The sequence below is a fragment of the Mesorhizobium sp. BAC0120 genome (assembly GCF_033542235.1).
GTDB lineage: Bacteria > Pseudomonadota > Alphaproteobacteria > Rhizobiales > Rhizobiaceae > JAWRCU01.
On the sequence record NZ_JAWRCU010000001.1, the window covers coordinates 297,316 to 314,190 of the forward strand.

Sequence of the window (16,875 nt, forward strand, 5' to 3'; positions counted from 1 at the left end):
GTCACCTCACGCCGCCTTTCGCGTTCCGCCGTCGATGGTCTTGCGGACGGCTGCGGCAATCGCTTCGGCCGTCGGCACGTAGATGTCTTCCAGAACTGGAGAAAAGGGTACCGGTGTATGGGGAGCGGTGACCATACGAATGGGAGCCTTAAGGGCGTCGAAGGCCTCCTGCGCGACCGTAGCGGAGATGTCCGCCGCAATGGAGCAGCGTGGATTGGCCTCGTCGACGCAGATCAGCCTTCCGGTGTTCTCGACGCTCTCGATCACCGTGTCCATGTCGATCGGCGAAAGCGTGCGAAGGTCGATGACTTCGCATTCGATGCCTTCCCCTGCGAGCGCCTTCGCCGCATCGACCGAACGGTGGACCGTCTGGCCGTAGGTGACGATCGTGGCATCCTTGCCTTCACGCACCACATTCGCCTCGCCGAACGGGATCGCGTACAACTCCTCCGGTACCTCGCTTTCGTGTCCGTAAAGATTCTTGTGCTCCAGGAAAATGACCGGGTCATTGTCGCGGATCGACTGGATCAGGAGGCCCTTGGCGTCATAGGCATTGGAGGGGCAGACGACCTTCAGGCCCGGGATGTGCGTGAAGATCGGCGTCAGCATCTGGCTGTGCTGCGCCGCGGCCCGGAAGCCCGCGCCGCACATCGCCCGAATAACGACCGGCGTCTCGGCCTTGCCGCCGAACATGTACCGAAACTTGGCCGCCTGGTTGTAGATCTGATCGAGGCAGACGCCCATGAAATCGACGAACATCAGCTCGGCGATCGGCCTCAGTCCACAGGCAGCAGCGCCGATTGCGGCTCCCACATAAGCGCTTTCCGAGAGCGGCGTGTCCATGAGCCGGTCGCCATACTTGGCGTAGAGGCCCTTGGTGACACCGAGCACCCCGCCCCAGGCGTCAGCTTCCCCCGGCGAACCGGTTCCTCCGACGATATCCTCGCCCATCACGATGACGGTCGGGTCGCGGCGCATCTCCTGGTCGATAGCTTCGTTGATCGCGTCCTTGATGCTGAGTTTGCGAGCCATGTTCTCCTCCCTTCGGGATATCGTTGGGAAATGTCAGTAAGCGACGTACACATCCGTCAGCAGATCTCTGGCAGAGGGCAGCGCGGCGGCCTTCGCCTCGGCTACGGCCTCATCGATCAAGCGCGCGACCTCATCGTCGATTTTCTCGAACTCGTTAGCCGACAGGACGCCAGCCTCCCGAACCCTCGCCTGGAAGAATTTGATGCAGTCCTTGTTGGCACGGATGTCCTCCAGCTCGCCCTTCGCTCGGTAGGTCTGCGCATCACCTTCGAAGTGGCCGTGGAAGCGCACCATCTTGCATTCGAGCAGTGACGGACCGCCGCCCTCACGCGCCCGCCTGATGAGCTCGCCCGCTGCTTCGTAGACGGCAAAGAAGTCCGTTCCGTCGACGGTGATGCCGGGAAGACCAAAACCGGTCGCGCGATCGACATAGGAGTCAGAGGCCACGGCCCAGTCGACGGAGGTCGATTCAGCATAGCCGTTGTTCTCCACCACGAAGATCGCGGGCAGGTTCCACACTGCGGCCAGGTTCAGGCTTTCGAGAAACGTCCCCTGGTTGGACGCGCCGTCGCCGACGAACGAAATGCCGACCCCGCCATGGCCGAGCTTCTGGGCGGCAAGTGCCGCACCGCAGATCAGCGGCGCGCCGGCGCCAAGAATGCCGTTGGCGCCCATCATGCCCTTTGAAAGGTCGGCGATATGCATCGAGCCGCCTTTGCCGCGGCAGGCTCCCGTTGTCTTGCCGTATATCTCGGCCATCATCTCCTTCACATCGACGCCCTTGGCGATGCAATGGCCGTGGCCACGGTGCGTCGAGGCGATGCGATCGTTGTCGTTGAGGTGCATCATGATGCCGACGGCAGAGGCCTCCTCCCCCGCGTAGAGATGCACGAAGCCCGGTATGTCGCCGCGGGCGAAGTCGACATGCAGCCTCTCCTCGAACTCGCGGATCGTTCGCATCGTGCGATAAGCCTGAGAGAGCTTCTCCTTGCTCAACGGAAACGGATTGTTGCTCATGAATGTCCTCCCTGCTGACTGATGATTGGCAGTTTCCCGGCCGGTTCCACGAACCAGCCATTCGATGCGGCCTGCGCCATGCAGGCCGACACGTCGATCGTCCGGAAGGCTGCGTCGCGCAGCGTCACGCAGACATCGTCCTTCTCCGAGAAGGTGACCTCGCGCTCACCATCGAGGCAGATGGCGCCCGCCGGCACAGTGAGCCGCGTCGCTGTGTCGACGCCGATCGTCTCGATCCGCTCGATGCCCACCGGCTCTACGAGACCCGGCGCGATCGGCGCCTGAAGGCGGAACGGAGCGGTCTCGGGACGGTCGAAGATCACTCTGCGACCGAATGGCGAGCAGCGTTTGACCGGAGCAAGCAGGCCGACAACCGACGACATTCCGATGCCGCCCGGCTCGCCGAACGTCACGAACAATTCGCGAAACCCGTCCGCCTTCCAGATCGCACGGGAACCGACATAGCGCTCGCGCACGATCGTCACATCGACCAGGGCGATCTCGCGTCGCTCGTTGATGCTGACTTCCAACTGCTTGTTGTCGACGAAGGCGGCGGCCGCAGGCACTAGTCCGCTGACCGCGAGGCCCACAGCGAGCCCGGTGATCGTCGGTTCGCGGGTTTCCGGAAAAGCGTTGTTGGTGCCCGTCGACACACCCGCGATCGGGGTGTTGCCGCATTCGGATACGACCACCCGGTGGGTTCCGTCTCCGCCGAGAACGACGATTGCCGCAACACCCATCCGTCTCATCATACGCGCTGCTGTCGCGCTGTCGGCGGCCTCTCCCGTGACCTTCATCTCGAGGAACTCGAGGTCTGGGAACCGCGCCTCGCCGACATTGGCCGCGCGCACCATCGCGCGTGTGACGTGTCTCCTGATGCCCGCATTCTCCGGCATCATGACAACAGTGCCGACCCCAGCCGCTGCAAGGCCAGCCAGAACACGAAGCACGATATTGGCGCGATCGGTGACCTGCAGGGATCCGGCATGTGCAATGACACGCCGGATATCTCGCGCAGATACCGGATTTGCGATAACGCCGACGACCGGTCCTGCCACTTTGTACTCCCGCAATTGCTTGCAGACAGTCGAGCAAGGGTCGCGCCAAGTCTTTTCTTGGCGTTTTTGTTTATTCTTTCAAAGCCTTCGGTCCAACGACCAATATCATCATAGCACCTTGGCCGATTGCGTGCATCAGGTGTCGCAGCCGGATTGAAAGGACCTGCCAGCAGCCGAAGGCAGAGCCGATGACGAGATACCGGAGAGTCCGACTCGCGTCAGGCTGTTGGCGGGAATGGTACGGGATAGAGGGAAGTGGTGCCCCTGGCCGTCACCACTTCCTGATGCTTTACGGCGTCGGCCTTCCTGCTCCATTTTTCTCCATGTTCTGTCTGAGCAGGTCCTGCATCTTGGGGAGCAGATCATCGACGGGTGGATTGTTCGAGAGGAAGCCGACCTTAAACTGCGGTGGATACTTGATCAGCTCCTTCATGTAGAAGGCCGCCGCGCCGAGCACCGGGACGGCCATCGGAATGTGACGAACGCCGATGCTCACATCTTCTTTGGGATCGGTGTAGAGATTGAAAGCTATGGCACCGCCACTGTCCGTGAATACCGAGCCACTGAACCCGCCCCAATCGCCTCTTTGGACCACCGCGTTTTCAAGTTCTGCGGTCCAGACATATTTGAATTCATCCACGCGAATGGCAGCGAAGTATTGGTTCAAAGCGTATGGACGGCTGCGGCGAGCCGAAAGGCCATCGTCCGCCACAAGGAACGAGGCTTGATCCACGCCGTCGATGTAAGTCGTCTTGGGGAACAGATCGGCAAGTTTGCTGGCTACAAAGGCGGCGACTTACTGTGCCTTGTTTATCGTTTCTTGGGCCTTTTGATGGAGGACCATTTCTTCCGCAGCTTTCAACGGGACCAGCTTGACCGTTAGCTTGTCGATCTTGCCGGTGAAGCGGAATGGCGGCTGGTAGTCGTTGTCGTCCACGCCGGTGCGGGTGTCCACACCGACATCGAAGGTCTCGTAGATCGTCTCGACGAATGGAATGGTATGCGGGATCGTCCTACTGGCGACTTCCTTGCCATCCACCGACAGGACGCCTGTACCGCCTTTGCCGAAACCGGGACCGTCGTACTTGAAATCAAACACGACCGTATGCTTGCCCGGCGTAAGCGCCTCTGGGGCTTCCCATCGGAAGCGTTCCACGTCAAAAAAGTTGTACACGAAGACTGGTTTGCCCTTGAGCAAGTAGAGAGCATGGCCACCGCCGCGCCCGCCGAGCGTGTTGATCATGCCTTCTGCACCTCCCTGCGGAATTTCGACCTCAGCGGTGATGGAGAAAGACTTGCCGGCAATGTCGGGGGCGCTGCTGTAAGGAAGACCAGATGACTCACCCGAGTAGGTGAATACAGTCCGACCCGCTGTCGCGCTCGGTCGCGGCGTAGCTGCGCGAGCGGTGAAGCTGTTATCCAACGGGAACACGCTGTATTTAGCAGCCTCGACCATAAAGAGTTCCTTCATGTCGCGAAGCTTGTCCGGCATCTTGGCGGCGAGGTCGTTGCTCTCCGAGTAATCCTCGGCGAGATTGTAAAGCTCCCAGTTGTAACCGTTGGCGACATCGGGAAACTTGCCGAAGCCCAGATCCCACGGTGGCGAGGGCGGCGTGGTGGCTGCAAGCCAACCGTCTTGGTAAATCGCGCGGTTGCCGACCATCTCGAAATATTGCGTGGTGCGGGTCGATGGGGCATTCGCGTTGGCCTTGTCGAAGGTATAGGCCATGCTGACGCCTTCGATCGGCTTCTGAGCAACGCCGTTGACCATCACCGGCGCCTGAATGCCGGTGGCTTCGAGGATCGTCGGTACGATGTCGATCATGTGATGAAACTGCCTGCGGATGCCGCCGACGTCGTTGATGTGGCCGGGCCATGAAATGGCCATGCCTTGACGGGTACCGCCGAAGTGCGACGCGACCTGCTTGGTCCATTTGAATGGTGTATCAAAGGCCCACGCCCAGCCGACCGCAAAGTGCGGCGTGGTCTGGTCCGAACCCCAAACGTCGTAGAACTTCAACTGCTCCGCGACTGGAATGTTGACACCTTCGATCGCCGCTATCTCGTTCGGAGTGCCGAGGATCGAACCTTCAGCGCTGGTGCCGTTGTCGCCGCTGATATAGATGATGAGTGTGTTGTCGAGCTTGCCCTCGTCTTCGACTTCCTGAATGACCCTGCCGATTTCGTGGTCGGTATAGGCCGTGTAGGCTGCAAAAACGTCCGCCTGACGAATGAAAAGCTTCTTTTCATCGGCACTGAGCGTGTCCCATTTCTGCAGCTTCGCTCCGCCGTATTCGGGCTGGCCGTCCGGCCACGGCGTGAGCTGGGTGTTCGCCGGAATTACCCCGAGCCGTTTCTGGTTGGCGAAGATTGTCTCGCGCAGCTTTTCCCAGCCCTGATCGAACAAGTGCATGTCGCCGATCTTCTTGATCCACTCTGGCGTGGGCTGGTGCGGCGCGTGCGAGCCGCCGGGCACATAGTAGATGAAAAACGGCTTGTCTGGCGCGGCGTTATTCAACCCCCTCATGTAGTTGATCGCATCGTCCGCCATGTCGGTGGTGAGGTTGTAGCCGGGGTGTCCGACCCACGGAAAGACCTGTGTCTGGTCGCGGAAGAGAAACGGCGTCCACTGGTCAGTCTCGCCACCTAGGAAGCCATAGAAGTGATCGAACCCCATGCCGTTCGGCCATTGATCGAATGGCCCGGCCAAACTCATTTGATAGCTGGGAGTGTTATGGTCCTTGCCGATCCACGCCGTCGCGTAGCCGTTCTCCCTCAGGATCGTGCCGATGGTGGCACTCTCCGGCCCGATGACGGAGTCGTACCCAGGGTATCCGGTGGACATTTCGGTGATCACGCCGAAGCCCACCGAGTGATGGTTGCGGCCAGTGATCAGCGCTGCCCGTGTCGGCGAGCAGAGAGCAGTCGAGTGGAACTGCGTGTAGCGCAGTCCGGCGTTCGCGATGCGATCCATTGCAGGAGTTGGGATGACGCCGCCGAAGGTACCCGACACTCCATAGCCCTGATCGTCTGTCATGATCAGGAGCACGTTGGGCGCACCCTTGGGCGGCACCACCTGGGGTGGCCAATACGGTTTCGACTGGCTGGCCTCGAGGTTGATGTCGCCACCGAACTTCGGTGGTGGCGGCGGAAGATATCTTCCATCGATCGTCGTTGTGGCGCTTGGCGAGCCCGGCGTACCGGTGATTGTCTGCGCGTGGACTGTGACGGTGCAAAGCCCGGACGCAATCAGATATGAGAAAAGCAGCCTACGTGAATTCATAGCGCTCTCCTTTGCTTCCTGCGTTAGGATTGCACCTCAGTCACGTCCCCGAATGCGATCCAGCATGAGCCGATGTCGAAGTGCCGCCTATTGTCCTTTGGGGAAGCGATCTTAAGAAAAAACACTTGAAGTACGTGATTGCCTCAAAGCACGCCTGCCCCTTTCAGCAGCAACCAATGTGCTTCAACCCGGTAACGGTCGGCAGCATCGGCCCCGCCGGACCGAGCGCGGCCGACCGGCCTCTCTCAAGGTCTCGCGCGCCGCGTCGTTGGTCGTTCGGATCAACTGCCCGCAACTGATGCAACTGATTTAGTATGGGATTTTCGGGACGGGCCTGCGAAGGTCGCGGAATAGCGCGATCAAGTCGAAGTGTCTCGGTTGGGAGGGTCTATGAGGCAAGGGGGTCAAGCAAAAGGAGAATTGTAATACCAGCTTGAAACCTCTTCGAAATTTTGTGAATAAATCGACAGGCGGCCACGAGACCGAAGATACCGATGGATGACGCGACGGTTTTGGATTTTATGCGCCGGCACGTGGCGGATGAGAACAGCGCGGAGCCGCTCTATCGGCGCATCAAAGCGGCACTCGGAGAGGCAATCGCATCGGCACTGCTGAAGCGCGGTGCAGTGATCCCCAGCGAACGAGTGCTGTGCAAGGAACTTGATGTCTCGCGGGTCACCGTGCGCAAGGCCCTAGACGATCTGGTTGCGGAGGGCCTTCTGCAGCGACGTCACGGCGCCAAGACGGTGGTCTCGTCGCGGCTAGAGAAGTCGCTGGCCACCATGACAAGCTTCTCCGAGGACATGCGCTGGCGCGGTCTTCAACCTGGATGCGTCTGGATTTCAAAACAAATTTCCCGCCCCTCGCCGGCAGAAATGATGGCGCTCGGGCTGTCCCGCGCCGACGGGGTCGCTCGCCTGAAACGCATCCGCACCGCCGACGGCACGCCAATCGCCATCGAAACAGCGGCCGTGCCCGCCCGCTTCCTGCCTCATCCGGAAGAGGTCGGAGATTCCCTCTATGAAGCGCTCGACGCGCGTGGCGCCATGCCGGTTCGAGCCATCCAGCGGATGCAATCGAGCCCGATCAGCGAAGAAGAAGCAGAACTTCTCAATGCTCCCTCGCACATCAGCCTGCTGGTGATGGAACGCCGCTGCTTCCTCGCCGACGGGCAGATCGTCGAGTTCACCGAGACACGCTACCGCGGCGACGTCTACGACTTCGTGATCGAGCTCCATCGATAATACCAGTTACAAACTGGTTGCTAGCTCTTTGTTTCTGCCTAAGATGGCGCTGGACAGCAGGGGTAACCGCGTGGAGTTTGATTTCCGGAAACTCAGGAATGGATTGATCGTGTCCTGCCAGCCCGTAAAAGGCGGGCCGATGGATGAGGCGTCGATTGTTGTCGCCTTCGCGCTTGCGGCTCTTGCCGGCGGGGCCCAAGGCCTGCGCATCGAGTCGGCCGAATATGTGCGCGCTGTGCGGAGCGCGACGGCCGCGCCGATCATCGGGCTCGTCAAGCGCGATCTTGCGGATTCTCCCGTCCGCATCACGCCTTGGATTGACGACGTGAACGCCTTGGCGGAAGCTGGTGCGGACATTATTGCCTACGATGCTACGCTTCGCAAAAGGCCTGTCGCGACCGCCGATCTCATAGCCCGTATTCATTCTCACGGCAAAATAACGATGGCGGACTGTGCGACGATCGACGACGCGCGCGAGGCTCTTGCCGAGGGAGCCGATATCGTCGGCTCTACGCTTGCTGGCTACACCGAAGGACCGGAGCCCACCGAGCCGGATCTGGCCCTGGTTCGCAGCATGCGTCTCCTCACCCCGAACGTGATCGCCGAAGGTTGCATCCGCCTCCCCGGGGATGCCAGGGAGGCACTGGCGGCGGGCGCGCACGCAGTGGTGGTCGGCTCTGCCATTACCCGGCCGGAGCACATTACCTCCTGGTTCCGCACGGAAATGGACCGGCAATATGCCGTGACGGAGTCGGCCGCGCCATGAGTGCGCCCGGCACGACACTGGCGCTCGACATCGGCGGCACGAAAATCCTCGCCGCGCTGGTCGAAGCAAGTGCAGTCGTTGACAGCTTCGAAATGGCAACGCCGCGCGATGGGAATCCAAGCGGCTGGCTGGACACGCTTTCCGGACACACGGCCCACTGGAATGGCCGCTACAGCCGGGCTGGCGTAGCCGTGACGGGCATCATCGATGATGGCTGCTGGTCAGCGCTGAACAAAAAGACACTCGACCTGCCGGATCGATTTCCGCTCACAGCCACCGTTTCTGCCCTTTTCGCCTGTCCGGCTTTTGCCGCCAACGATGCGCAGGCTGCGGCCTGGGGAGAGTATCGCTTCGGCGCCGGAGCGGGGGAGGACATGGTGTTCCTGACAATCTCGACTGGTATCGGCGGCGGCATCATTGCGGGCGGACGCCTGCTGACCGGTATTGCCGGTCATTTCGGCCTCTTCCGTCTGCAGGATTTCGAAGGCTCGGGCGCTGTCGACAGCGCGTTGGAAGATCACATTTCCGGCCATTGGATGGCCGGCATGGCTGCGGCCCACGAGAAAGCAGTCACGGCCCGCTATATATTCGAAACGGCACGCGGCGGCGCGAGCTGGGCTGAAGAGATCATCGCGACATCCGCGCGACGGACCGCCATCCTTTGCCGGAACGTGCAGCTGGCACTGGATCCGTCCCGCATCGTGATCGGCGGCGGGATCGGGCTTGCTCCTGGTTTCCTGGAGCGGATCGAGGCCTGCCTGGAGGATATGCCTGCGAGGCTCCGGCCGAGACTCGTTGCCGCCCGTTTGGGCGACAAGGCCGGCGTCGTAGGCATTGCCGATCTCGCCAACAACCAACCAGAGAATAAAGGGGAAATGATATGAGAACAGCTTTCAAGATGGCAATGCGCCTTCTCGGCTCCGTTTTCGTCGGCGGACTGATGCTGGGCGGCGCCCAGGCTGACGTCACCGTGCTCGGCTGGCCCGGCGGGCCGGAGGAGACTGCGCTCCGTGCCGTCGCCGACGTCTACAACGCCAGGCCGGATGTTGCGGCGGAGAACAAGGTCAAGCTCCTCTTCTTCAACCGTGACGGTTTCTGGGACAAGCTGCAGGCCGATCTTGCGGCAGGTTCCAATGCCTTCGACATCAACCTGCTCGCCACCTATTCCATCGGCCGCTACGCGCCTTTCATGGAGCCGGTGACCCTTTCCGACGGGGCCGGCGAGCTATTCGGCCCGGCAGTGCTCTCAACGATGCAGTTCGACGGCAAGCAGTATGGCGTGCCCACCGACCTCTCGCTGCATTTCATGTATTACCGCAAGGACCTGATCGACGCCTTGATGAGCGACGATGCCGCCAAGGCGCGCTATGCCGAGATTTCTGAGAAGCATCTGGGCAAGGCTCTTCAGCCGAAGAACCCGGACGACTGGACCTGGGACGATTTCGCTGCGACAGCGCTCTATTTCACCAAGTCCGTGAATCCCGACAGCCCGACACGCTACGGCACCGTGCTGCAGCTGAAGAACCTGCTGTTCAACATCATGGTCTGGCAGTCGATACCGCGCTCCTATGGTGGCGACTGGAAGGATGCACAGGGCAATATCACGATCGACTCTGATGCCTTCCGCAAAGGGCTGGAGCTCTACAAGCTGCTCTACGACGCCGGGGCGACGCCGCGCGACTCGCTCTCCTACGAATTCGCTGAAGCCAATGCCGCCTTCGCCTCGGGACAGGTGGCGGCCATGCTGCAATGGAATGCGGCGGCTACCGACCTGACCGATCCGCAGAAGTCGCCCACAGTGGCAGAAGTGACGAAGACGATGGCTCCCCCGGCGGGCCCGGAGGGCCGCAAGACGCATATCCACGGCCTCGGCCTGGGTCTGAACAAGAACGCCCCCAACAAGGAGGGTGCGAAGGCGTTCCTCTCCTGGCTCTCGACCAAGGAGGCAGCTCTCGACTATGCGCGCAACGGCGGGGCGCCGGCGCTTGCCCCGAAAGCCGTGGCTGAGATTGCCGACAAGCGGCCGGATCTGGTGCAGCTTGGCGAATATGCCGGCGCCTACGGCTATGTCATGAATGGCGGCGCCTCGGCCAACGCGCTCGCTATCTATGAGCTGCAAGCCAAGGAATTCACCGGCTACTGGTCGGGCCAGCAAGACATCGATACAGCGCTGGCCAATGTGAAGAAAGGCATGACCGATCTTCTCAAGTAGCAGCAGCAAATCCCCTTGGCGGGTCATCCGCCAAGGGGCCCCTTGCCCGATACGAAACAGGCGCTTTTAAAAACGTGCAGCTCTCCGAACGCACTGAATGGACTCTGCTGGCCACCCCATTGGTGGCCTTTCTGCTTCTGAGCCTCGGCTTCCCGGCGATTGTGAATCTTGTCTATTCCGTTTCAGAGATCAGTTTCGCCACGCTGCGCAGCCCCGTCCTCTCGGGCTTCGGCAATTTCGCGGCCGTGCTGCAGGATCCGGACTTCTGGCGCGCCAACTGGTTTTCGCTGCGTTTCGGTCTGCTGACGGCGCTGCTGGAATGCGGCCTCGGCCTGTTCCTGGCAGTCTTCCTCGCGCCGCTCTTCAAAAACCGAAGCTGGCCTCTCGCCATTCTCATGATGCCCATGATGGTAGCGCCGGCGCTGATGGGCCTCATGTATCGGCTGGTCCTGCACGAATTTGCGGGACCAGTGCCCTATTATCTGTGGCAGTGGTTCGGCGACAGTCCGTCCTTTCTCGGCCCCAATTCGGCTTTCTGGACGCTCATTGCCGTCGAAACGCTGCAATGGACGCCCTTCGCCTTCCTGCTGTTCCACATGGCCTATCATGCGATCCCGGAACACCTGCGCGAAGCAGCCGCCATCGATGGCGCCGGCGCGTTCCAGCGTTTCCGGATGATCGAGCTGCCGCTGATGGTGCCCACACTCGCCGTTGCGCTGCTGATCCGCTTCATCGACGGCTTTCGCGTCTTCGACAATGTCTATGTGCTGACCGGCAGCGGCGCGGGCGGCGCCACGGCGTCGCTGTCGATCTACATCTATGAGGCTTTCTTCAAGCAAGGGACCATCGGCAAGGCGGTGGCAGCGTCCGTCCTGCTCTTTCTCGCCTCTTTTGCCGTGCTCTACGGCCTCAATGCCCTCGCCCGGCGTAAGAGGAAGTGAAGTAACCATGCTCAACCTTGTCCGCTGGATCGTCTTCGCGCTCGCGGCTTTCGCGATGAACTTCCCGGTCATCGTCACGCTGGTGACGTCGTTCAAGAGCGCCCGCGAGCTTTCGACCAATCCCGGCCTTCTGGTCAAAGCGCCAACGCTCGAAAGCTATCTTGCGGTTCTGCAGGTCTCGGAGCGGCTGAACATATTTCTCTATCTCGCCAACAGCTTGATCGCTGCCGCCATCGGGACCGGAATTGCCGTGCTGCTGGCGCTTCCCACCGCCTATGCCATGGTTCGTGGCCGGTTCGGCGAGCGGACTCTGCTCCCCTTGATCGTGAACCTTCGCGCCGTGCCACTCATCATCTTCGCAATTCCGATCTACATGATGTTCCAGTGGCTGAACCTGCTCGACACGCGGCTCGGCCTCGGCCTTGTGCTCGCCGTCGTCAACGTCCCTCTGGTGCTGGTGATCCTGGTGAACGCGATCTCCGACGTACCGGTCGATCTCGACGAGGCGGCCCGGATGGACGGCGCCAGTCGAACGGGCATACTTCTCAGGATCATCGCGCCGGTTTGCCGGCCCGCCATCGCTACGAGCCTGATCTTCGGCTTCATCACTGCCTGGAACGAATTCTTGTTCGGACTGATCCTGACGACATCCAAGGCCGTGCCGGTGACGGTCGGCGCCTCCTTCTTCTTCGCCACCAGCGCGGGCGGCGTGCAATGGGGCGTAGCGGCGGCCGTCATGATGATCGGCGCGCTTCCGCCGATGCTGCTCGGCCTCGTCATGTACCGCAAGATCAGCAGTTCCATGATCGGGGGCGCCGTGAAAGGCTAGCGCATCGGCCGAAAAGTGCGAAGCGGTTTTCGGACGAATCCGATGCGCAAACAAACAGATAGAGTGGCGTGGTGGTTCAATTTGAACGCACGCCGCTCTAGCCCTGAACAACCGGTGGGATCAGAAGGAAGGCTTCTATACCTCCCCTTCCCTTCAGATTGATCCGCCCTCGCGACTCGAAACTGTATCGACCCGCGAGAGCTCTGCGCGCTGCTTCTGAGACCTGGATCCGGCCGGGCAAGCTGTTTGCCTCGAGCCGGCTCGCCACGTTCACCGTGTCGCCCCACACATCATAGATGAACTTGTGGTGACCGATGATTCCCGCAACCACGGGTCCTGTGTGGATGCCAACTCGAATCCGAAGCGGGCTGTCGTGGGTTGTGCCGTTGATTTGCTCCAACACCGTCAGCATGCCGAGCCCGAACTGCGCGATCAGATCCGTGTGGTCGGGCTGCGGCTCCGGGAGTCCTGTCGCCGCCATATAGGCGTCGCCAATCGTCTTGATCTTCTCCACCCCGAGCCGAAGGGCGAGCATATCGAATTGGGAGAACACTCTGTTGAGGCGCTCCACCAGCCGGGATGGTGTGATCAGCGCCGCCGCTGGTGTGAACTCGACAAGGTCGGCGAAAAGAATGGAAACATTCTCGAACCGGTCGGCGATGAGCGTCTCGCCCGCGTTGAGGCGCGCTACGACCGGGCTCGGAAGGATATTGCGCAGTAAGGCCTCCGAGCGCTCCTTCTCGGCTTCGAGTTGGGCCAGATATTCCTGCTCCCTGTCATGCCAGCGCTTGCGATCCAGGCAGGCGTTGATACGGGCGCGCAGCAATATGTGATTGAAAGGTTTCGGCAAATAGTCGTCCGCGCCTGCCTCGATACAGCGGATGACGGCATCCGTCTCGCTGAGCCCCGAAATCATGATGACCGGAATGGAGTGCCATCGTTCATCCGCCTTCAGCCGTTCCAGGACCTCGATGCCGTTCATGTCGGGCATCAGCAGATCGAGCAGGATCAAGTCGAACCGATCCTGCTCCAGGATGGACAATGCTTCCAGACCTGAGCTGGCTCCCACGACCTCATGACCCTCATGCATCAGGCGGCGGTTGAGCAGGTCGCGGTTGGTGCTGTTGTCGTCCACCACGAGTATGCGCCCGGCCTCATTGTGCTTCGGCGAACTTTCGTCCGGGCGGAGCGAATGAAGGAGGCTGACGATAGCTGCCTCGGCTGCAGCAGCCGGTTGGCTTTCGGCGATGTCAGCGCGAGCCGTATCGCCTCGACTGAGATCCACGATTGCGTCGATCCGATTGAGCAGCTGCCGCGCCTCGACCAGCAGCCTTTCGAGATCAGGCCGCAACGCATCTGCGCCGATGGAGCGGTCCAGATCCTCGATCACCATCTCGCTGTAACCGATGATCGCGTTGAGCGACGTGCGCAAATCGTGCCGGAGTTTTGCCTGGAAGCTATCCGGATCGTCCCCGCCTGTTTCCGCGTCTGCCTTGATCTCGAGGATCCGGTCGACGAGGTCGCTGAGCATGCCGGCGGCGATAAGAACCTGGTCGAGATACGGGAGCACGTCGTCGAGCCGAAGGCGCTGTCCCTCCTCGACGATGATTTCCTGGTAACCGAGGATCGCTCGAACCGGCATCACCAGATCCTGCCATATGATGGCAAGGGAGGCGCGCCGCTTGAATTCCGCATCGACCCTGGTGCGCGCCATCAGCCGGTCTTTCTCGCTCCCTAACGCTTTATCTTTTGTCGGCGCATCGGATTTGCCGAAAGCCGCTGCGCAGTTTTCGGTCCGCTGCACTGAACCAACGATCACCGCCGGGCCAGCAGGCGTTGCATTTTCTCCAGGAGCCGTGGCAGCTCGATCGGCTTGGTGTCGTAATCGTCGCATCCCGCAGCCAGCGCCCTCTCCCGGTCCGCCGTCATCGCGTGAGCGGTAAGAGCGATGACAGGGATCGAGCGGGTCTCTGGATTGGCCTTGAGGCGCTGGGCCGCCTCCCATCCGTCAAGGACGGGCAGGCTCATGTCCATGAGCACGAGATCCGGGAGCTCCGTCCCAGTCATTTCCACACCGCTCGCGCCGTCATAGGCGACCAGAACGTCGTAGCCGTGCCGAACCAGCCGTCGGGACAGCATGTCCCTGTTCAGCTCGTTATCCTCGATCAGAAGGATCTTCGCCATGGCAGGCTCTCATCCCCCGCCCCGGCCAGGCGGCACCATCCGGGAGGACGCGACACGCGCGGCATCGACCATGGCACGCACGGTCGCGATGAGTTCTGCGCGACTGTAGGCCCCTTTCTGAAATACGTCCATGGCATGACCACGCAACCACTCGAGCTCGTCCCTGGTCAGATCCTTGGACGTCACGATGACGACGGGAATGTCGCGCCAGGCTGCGGCCTGTCGCACCGCCCGCAAAACCTCGAAGCCATCCACCTCGGGCATCATGAGGTCAAGCAGCATCACAGCCGGCACTGCCCGCGCGAGCTGCTCCAGACCCTCGGCGCCGTTGGCCGCCTCGCGCACCCTCCAGCCCTCCTTGACCAGCATCCGGCGCAGCATCGCGCGCGTCGACTGGTCGTCATCCACTACGAGGACGTCCGGCGCGACCTCCGGGCGCTGGACGCGGGCCAGCAGCCTCAGCAACTCCTTGGGATTGATCGGTTTGGTGAGGTGCTCCGCGGCTCCGAGCGCGAACCCCATGTCACGGTCGTCCAGCACGGTCACCAGGATGACCGGAATATCGCAGAGATCCGTGTCGGTTTTGAGCAACCGCAGGATTTCCCAGCCATCGAATTCCGGATTGACCACGTCGAGGATGATCGCGTCGGGTGTACCCTCCCGCGCCAGCCGCAAACCATCCGCGCCACCGCCGGCCGTGATCACCCGATAGCCCTCCTGGGTCAGCGGCCCGGCAAGCGATTTGGTTGCTTCACGCCCATCCTCCACCACCAGCACAGTGCCGACGACACGGTGCTCCCAAACCGGCTGCGGCGCCGCGAGGGCAGTATCGGAATCGATATCCGGAACGGTAACCTTGAACGTCGAGCCTTCGCCGAATGTGCTGTCCACGGTTACGTCGCCGCCGAGCATGCGGCAGAAATGCCGGGTAATCGCCAGCCCTAGTCCTGTCCCGCCATATTTCCGGGTCGTAGACGCATCCGCCTGGCTGAACGGCCGAAACAGCCCGGTCAGCTGGTCCGGTGTCATCCCGATCCCCTTGTCCGTGACCTCGAACTCTACTCCGTCGCCGCCGCTCAGACCCCTCCGCCTTGCCGTGAGCGTTATCCGCCCCTTGGTCGTGAACTTCGCGGCGTTGCTGAGCAGGTTGAGCAGGATTTGCCGAACCTTGATTGGGTCAGAACGCAGCATCCCAAGCTGCGCCTCGCAATTCACCGTCAAAGCGTTGCCGTTCTTCGCTATCAGAGGTTCGACGGTGGCTCCTACCTCATCGAGCAGGGCGACTACGTCGAAGCTCTCCAGGAACACGTCCATCTTGCCTGCCTCGATCTTCGACAGGTCGAGTATGTCGTTGATCAGGCCGAGCAGGTTCCTGCCCGCGCCGCGTATCTTTTCGAGATCGGGCCTAAGCTCGGACGGCACCAGATCCTCAGACTCTTCGAGGAGGATCTCGCTGTAGCCGATAATCGCGTTCAGTGGCGTTCTGAGCTCGTGGCTCATGCTGGCGAGGAAGTCCGATTTCGCCTTGCTTGCCCTGATGGCCTCGTCACGAGCGGCGGCAAGCTCGGTGGTGCGCTGACCTACAAGCTCTTCCAGACGATTGTTGAGCTGTTGCAGACGGACGTTCGCGTCGTAAATCTCGCGCGTCTTCTCCTCGGCAATCGCCTCCGCAGCCTTTCGCGCCTGTCTCTCCCGTTCCAGGCGACGCTCTAGTTGCTCGATACTACTCACGCCGAGCGTCTCGTTGGGTGACGACGAACCGTGCCGCTGTCCCCGCACCGGCGGAAAGGTCTTCAATCTGGAGATCGGCGTTCTCGCCGAAATGAGCGAGGCAGCCGCGGATCAAGCCCTCTGCAAGGGGCGCGAACGGTCGAGTGGACTGATATGTGAGACGCAGGTGTCCGGGTTCGGACGCATCACAGCTGAAACTGGGCAGCTCGGCCTCGGGGTAGAGCTTGCGCACCTCCACATGTATGTAGCTCTCTACATTTTCGAGAAAACTGAAGGACGAATTCGTTCCTTCAAAGTATCTTGGATACAACACGGAAAATCTACCGAATAGATGCTCGCCGAATACCTTCATTAATTCGGAAGTTGGAATGCCCGTTTCCTTGCTGAGACAGGATACAAGCCTTATCATCTCCGCGTGGTCGTATGTGCCGACCGACGTGTAGACTCCCCCGGAGGCAAGTTTAGCCCCATCAACGATGCGGTCGACGATTTCGGGCGAGAACTTTTCCTCGACCATCTCGAGGAACTCTGTGAAGACAATTCCCTTCATGGTCTGATCGTCCTCTGCTCTGCAGAAT

15 protein-coding genes are annotated in these 16,875 nt (G+C 61.1%); 6 read left to right on the forward strand and 9 right to left on the reverse strand.

What is annotated here, in order from left to right; genetic code table 11:
* Nucleotides 1–6 precede the first annotated feature (6 nt).
* The 5 genes from SAZ10_RS01355 to SAZ10_RS01375 all read right to left on the reverse strand — a co-directional run bounded on the left by SAZ10_RS01355 (nucleotide 7) and on the right by SAZ10_RS01375 (nucleotide 6,390).
* Nucleotides 7–1,032 (reverse strand): alpha-ketoacid dehydrogenase subunit beta, encoded by a 1,026-nt coding sequence (locus SAZ10_RS01355; protein ID WP_318607360.1) that lies wholly within the window; start codon nucleotides 1,030–1,032, stop codon nucleotides 7–9.
* A 33-nt stretch (nucleotides 1,033–1,065) separates the two neighbouring features.
* On the reverse strand, nucleotides 1,066–2,049 hold the full coding sequence (locus SAZ10_RS01360; protein ID WP_318607361.1) for a thiamine pyrophosphate-dependent dehydrogenase E1 component subunit alpha: 984 nt from the start codon (nucleotides 2,047–2,049) through the stop codon (nucleotides 1,066–1,068).
* The gene (locus tag SAZ10_RS01365; protein WP_318607362.1) at nucleotides 2,046–3,107 is read right to left on the reverse strand and encodes an ATP-NAD kinase family protein; all 1,062 of its coding nucleotides are present in this window, start codon (nucleotides 3,105–3,107) and stop codon (nucleotides 2,046–2,048) included. The genes SAZ10_RS01360 and SAZ10_RS01365 overlap by 4 nt, the downstream gene beginning before the upstream one ends.
* Nucleotides 3,108–3,396: 289 nt before the next feature.
* Nucleotides 3,397–3,840, reverse strand: a complete 444-nt coding sequence (locus tag SAZ10_RS01370; protein ID WP_318607363.1) for a hypothetical protein — start codon at nucleotides 3,838–3,840, stop codon at nucleotides 3,397–3,399.
* Nucleotides 3,841–3,903: 63 nt separating this feature from the next.
* Nucleotides 3,904–6,390, reverse strand: coding sequence for an arylsulfatase (locus tag SAZ10_RS01375; RefSeq protein WP_318607364.1), 2,487 nt, complete (start codon nucleotides 6,388–6,390; stop codon nucleotides 3,904–3,906).
* Between the two features lie 494 nt (nucleotides 6,391–6,884).
* On the opposite strand from SAZ10_RS01375, the gene SAZ10_RS01380 reads away from it, so the two are divergent.
* The 6 genes from SAZ10_RS01380 (at nucleotide 6,885) to SAZ10_RS01405 (ending at nucleotide 12,382) form a co-directional block, all read left to right on the forward strand.
* Nucleotides 6,885–7,634 carry a GntR family transcriptional regulator gene (locus SAZ10_RS01380; RefSeq protein ID WP_318607365.1) on the forward strand — a complete coding sequence of 250 codons (750 nt, stop codon included), beginning with the start codon at nucleotides 6,885–6,887 and terminating at the stop codon, nucleotides 7,632–7,634.
* Nucleotides 7,635–7,773: 139 nt separating this feature from the next.
* Nucleotides 7,774–8,400 carry a putative N-acetylmannosamine-6-phosphate 2-epimerase gene (locus SAZ10_RS01385; RefSeq protein ID WP_318607366.1) on the forward strand — a complete coding sequence of 209 codons (627 nt, stop codon included), beginning with the start codon at nucleotides 7,774–7,776 and terminating at the stop codon, nucleotides 8,398–8,400.
* Nucleotides 8,397–9,284 (forward strand): ROK family protein, encoded by an 888-nt coding sequence (locus SAZ10_RS01390; protein ID WP_318607367.1) that lies wholly within the window; start codon nucleotides 8,397–8,399, stop codon nucleotides 9,282–9,284. The genes SAZ10_RS01385 and SAZ10_RS01390 overlap by 4 nt, the downstream gene beginning before the upstream one ends.
* Before the next feature lie 14 nt (nucleotides 9,285–9,298).
* Entirely contained in the window at nucleotides 9,299–10,612 is a 1,314-nt protein-coding gene (locus tag SAZ10_RS01395) for an extracellular solute-binding protein (protein ID WP_412535150.1), read from the forward strand.
* Nucleotides 10,613–10,686: 74 nt separating this feature from the next.
* On the forward strand, nucleotides 10,687–11,553 hold the full coding sequence (locus SAZ10_RS01400) for a sugar ABC transporter permease (protein ID WP_318607369.1): 867 nt from the start codon (nucleotides 10,687–10,689) through the stop codon (nucleotides 11,551–11,553).
* 7 nt (nucleotides 11,554–11,560) lie between these two features.
* Nucleotides 11,561–12,382, forward strand: a complete 822-nt coding sequence (locus SAZ10_RS01405; RefSeq protein ID WP_318607370.1) for a carbohydrate ABC transporter permease — start codon at nucleotides 11,561–11,563, stop codon at nucleotides 12,380–12,382.
* Between the two features lie 97 nt (nucleotides 12,383–12,479).
* On the opposite strand, the gene SAZ10_RS01410 is transcribed toward SAZ10_RS01405, so the two are convergent.
* From SAZ10_RS01410 to SAZ10_RS01425, 4 genes are all read right to left on the reverse strand, one after another.
* Nucleotides 12,480–14,096 carry an adenylate/guanylate cyclase domain-containing protein gene (locus tag SAZ10_RS01410; RefSeq protein ID WP_318607371.1) on the reverse strand — a complete coding sequence of 539 codons (1,617 nt, stop codon included), beginning with the start codon at nucleotides 14,094–14,096 and terminating at the stop codon, nucleotides 12,480–12,482.
* 101 nt (nucleotides 14,097–14,197) lie between these two features.
* Nucleotides 14,198–14,566 (reverse strand): response regulator, encoded by a 369-nt coding sequence (locus SAZ10_RS01415; RefSeq protein ID WP_318607372.1) that lies wholly within the window; start codon nucleotides 14,564–14,566, stop codon nucleotides 14,198–14,200.
* A 9-nt stretch (nucleotides 14,567–14,575) separates the two neighbouring features.
* Nucleotides 14,576–16,297: a response regulator gene (locus SAZ10_RS01420; protein ID WP_318607373.1), complete on the reverse strand. Its 1,722-nt coding sequence runs from the start codon at nucleotides 16,295–16,297 to the stop codon at nucleotides 14,576–14,578.
* A complete protein-coding gene (locus SAZ10_RS01425; protein ID WP_318607374.1) occupies nucleotides 16,290–16,847 on the reverse strand; it encodes a heme NO-binding domain-containing protein in 558 nt (185 codons plus the stop codon). Before SAZ10_RS01425 ends, SAZ10_RS01420 begins: the two co-directional genes overlap by 8 nt.
* Nucleotides 16,848–16,875: the final 28 nt, after the last annotated feature.